Here is a 3,432-nt window from a genome sequence, read left to right as displayed (position 1 = left end):
CCTCTATATCGCCTTCGCTCTGGTCGTAGCTGCGTTCGTCGTCGTGTGGGCTCTCCTGGCACCGAAGCGCATCACTGACCTGCATGCGATCGACACACAGAGCCATCCCCAGAAGATCCAAGTCACCACCCCCTAGCCTCGATCCACGATCCGCGGTAGTCCAATATCGAGAAAACGAGGATTTACATGGAACAGTTGAGTTGCGTCGAAGATCGCATGGCTATCCAGGAACTCAACCATAGATACGCCACCCACATCGATCTGCACGAGATCGACGAATGGGTGGGGCTCTTTACTCAAAACGCGGTCTTCGACGAAAGGGAATTCGATAATCCGCTGTCCAGGGGACGCGAAGAAATTCGTGCCTACGGCCAGACCTTAGTAGACACCGTCCAATATGCACTCCACCACATGACGACTCACGTCATCACGGACCTAACGGCGACTACTGCCCGAGGAATTGCATTCTCAATAGTCGAGTACTTGCTAAAGGACGGGTTCCATGCCCGGTCCCAAGTCATCTATCAGGATCGCTACGAGAAGCTCGACGGTCGATGGCTGATCGCTGAACGCGTCCTCAAGCAGACCGTACCGACCGAAATCATCGAGGAGAAGTCACAGTTTCCTGTCGTTTGAGGACCGTGGTTGCCGGCAGCCTCTAGCTAAGCAGGCAACCGGAGCACAGCCAGGGTAACGCGGCAGGGCCGTTGCATCTCCTCTATGCCATCTGTGCTGGATGGGGGCAGAGGTATTCTTTGCCCCCACCAAGGCGGTTGGTTATCGCTACATTGATATGGCACATTCGCGCACCCCGCCAACTTGTGGGTGGCCATTTCCGCTCCCTGGTCCCAGGTCTGGGAGCCTCGCAGGTGCTCAGGAAGGGTGGCCATGGTCTTGACAGATCCGTCGCGGACTGTTTAGGCCGGGCGGTCGTTGGCCAGGAGAGACGAGCATCACTTTGGGTGGTGCGCCCGACCAGGGTGGCGATCGCTGGGTTGTAGGCGCCGGTGATGAGGTCCCCTTCCCAATGGCCTGGCGCGGCGCGGTCTTCGATCTCGGGCGGTCGCTCGGAAACCATAACCATCGGGTCCACGAACTGGTGGATGCGCTGCTCGCCGTTGCGGTGGGTATGCGGCGGGTCCGGCCGGTGCGCAGCGCGGCATGTATTTCGCGCTTGAGGCCGCCACGGGCCTGGAGATAGAGGGCTTGTTAAATCGTCTCCGGGCTAACGCGCATCTCCGGGGTGTCAGGGAACTCTTCAACCATCGTGTGGCTGATCTGCTCCGGAGACCAGAGTATGAGCAGCTTGTCCCGCACGTAGTTGCGCAGGTCCGAGTCGCCAGCGACCTTGGCCGCCTTGGGCGCGAACAAGTCTTCAAGCCGTTGGCGTTGCTTCTCGGTGAGCCCGCGACGGTGTGCAGGTCCTTCGCGCTTTGTAGAGCGGGTGGCCGGCGCGGCCGCGGTGCCCGCACGTTGCCTGTTGAACACGCCGCCGGCAGACGTCCAGCGCGTCTCCCGCCAGCCGGGTGACCTGGAAGGGGTCCATGACCGGAACCGCTTTAGGGAGTTCCTCTGCCGCGGCGCTCTTGAACCCGGAGAATCCGTCCACGGCCGCGACTTCAACCCCTTCGCGCTAGGCGTCAGGGCGTCCCTTCAGCCAGGCTGCGAAAACTTGTTTGGAGCGGCCTTCAACCATCTCCAGGAGCCTGGACGGGCCCCGTGCGTCACGGATTGGTGTGAGGTCATTGATGACCGTGACGTACTTGTCCCCGCGGCGGGTGTGCCGCCAGACATGCTCGTCAACACCGATGACCTTCACTCCGTCGAAACGACTGGAGACATCAATCAGCACGCGCCGCCCCTCGGCCAGAACGGCGTTGTTCGCGGTATTCCATGACACGCCCAGGCCCCATGACACGCCCAGGCCCTCGGCAACCCGGGCCATCGTCAGGTGCTGGCACACTATCCCTTCCAACGACCAGCGCAGCCCTCGGCGGGAGCTTCGACCCCGGCTGCGCAGCTTTGGACGTGTCCTGCCGCCACACGTGCCCGCATCCCGTGCAGCGGTAGCGTCGGACGTTCACCAGCGAGGTGGTCGGGCGCCACCCGAAGGGATCATGCAGCCGGCGGGTCACCGTGTCCCGCGGACGCACTGGCACCCGACCTCGAACACCAGTCATCAGGGTCGGTGACGCGGCAGGCCAGGATGGGCACGGTTCGGGCGGAGGCACTGCCCGGACCGTGCCCATCGAGGCGAGAATGTGGTCAGGCCAGGGCTTCGGAAGGTAGCGTTAAGGCCCTCGCCTTGCCCGAAACAACCCACCCGCCATGGGGCGCCCCACTAGGACACCGCTACACTCTCAATCCGGAAGAGCCCGATAACTGGCAGCTTAGATTATCTGGGTTAGACCACCATCAGCAATAAATTCAGCTGCAGTTGAAAAACTAGATTCTTCGGAAGCTAAATAGAGCACTAAGTTCGTAATTTCTTCGGGTTCAGCTATTCGCTTCAGTGGCACATCCTCTATCATTGCTTTGATGAGCTCTCGATTACTATCTTGATCGGTCATGGGTGTCCGAATGTTACCCGGGTGTACGGAATTCACGCGTATATTATCTGGAGCGAACTCAGCAGCTGCCGCTTTTGTTAAACCTCTAACGGCAAATTTCGCAGCTACATAAGGACTGTGAGAAGCCCCACCGGCTATACCTGATGCCGAAGAAATATTAACGATTGAACCGTTTTTTGTTTTTTTCATCGAAGGGTAAACATGTTTCATGCCTAAGAAGATACTATCTTGATTGATGGCAATCGTTTTTTTATATTCGTCATAAGACGTGTCTTCAATGGAGTTGATGGAGATATATCCGGCATTATTGACTAAGATATCAATTGGCCCGAAAGTGTCTTCAGTTTCTTTTACAAGACTTTTCCAGCTTGATTCAACTGTAACATCCAGTTCTATAAAAAGAGCATTCTCTCCCAGTTTCTCAGCCAGGCTCGCTCCTTTACTTGTTCCCAAATCGGCAATAACAACCTTGGCGCCTTCTTCTACAAATCGTTTGGCGTGAGTGGACCCCATCCCTCCTGCGCCACCTGTAATAACTGCGACTTTGCCATCTAATCTTGCCATTTTGTTCCTCCGGAATCTACGCATATTTATACCATTGCAAGCAGAATGTGGATGCACATAAATGCCGCTTTGTCATCTATTGATTTATGTAGCCTGGCTTCATCAATTACAGAAATAGACTCAGCATAGAGCAGTCGGTGTGCCTACGAACAGAATTACCTGGAGTATTCGGTGGGTAGGCTTTCGACCCAGTCTTTGTAGATCGGGTCGTCTGTCCGCCAGGCTCCCCAGTGGGAGACGCGAGGTACGTTGACGATGTCCCAGTCCGAGTTGATCGGCCTGACGTCGATCCAGTCCC

The 3,432-nt window shown here is 57.0% G+C and carries 2 protein-coding genes and 1 pseudogene; 1 reads left to right on the top strand and 2 read right to left on the bottom strand.

Features of this window, described 5'->3' with window-relative positions; genetic code table 11:
* Nucleotides 1-186: 186 nt before the first annotated feature.
* Nucleotides 187-636 (top strand): nuclear transport factor 2 family protein, encoded by a 450-nt coding sequence (locus tag AC5RUK_RS17385; RefSeq protein WP_494152984.1) that lies wholly within the window; start codon nt 187-189, stop codon nt 634-636.
* Nucleotides 637-1,362: 726 nt separating this feature from the next.
* Here AC5RUK_RS17385 and AC5RUK_RS17380 read toward each other — a convergent pair.
* Together AC5RUK_RS17380 and AC5RUK_RS17375 are read right to left on the bottom strand one after the other, a co-directional pair.
* Nucleotides 1,363-2,323: pseudogene (locus AC5RUK_RS17380) on the bottom strand (ISL3 family transposase); the annotation flags it as partial.
* A 67-nt stretch (nt 2,324-2,390) separates the two neighbouring features.
* Nucleotides 2,391-3,134, bottom strand: a complete 744-nt coding sequence (locus AC5RUK_RS17375; protein ID WP_494152983.1) for an SDR family NAD(P)-dependent oxidoreductase — start codon at nt 3,132-3,134, stop codon at nt 2,391-2,393.
* Between the last annotated feature and the right edge of the window lie 298 nt (nt 3,135-3,432).

The organism is Arthrobacter sp. Y3223065, assembly GCF_059090885.1.
Note: the sequence above shows the minus strand (reverse complement) of the source record. Positions and strands in the feature narration are given on the sequence as shown.

Coding starts and splice junctions, on each gene's coding strand:
- AC5RUK_RS17385 (WP_494152984.1), top strand. CDS start 187: ATGGAACAGTTGAGTTGCGTCGAAGATCGCATGGCTATCCAGGAACTC.
- AC5RUK_RS17375 (WP_494152983.1), bottom strand. CDS start 3,134: ATGGCAAGATTAGATGGCAAAGTCGCAGTTATTACAGGTGGCGCAGGA.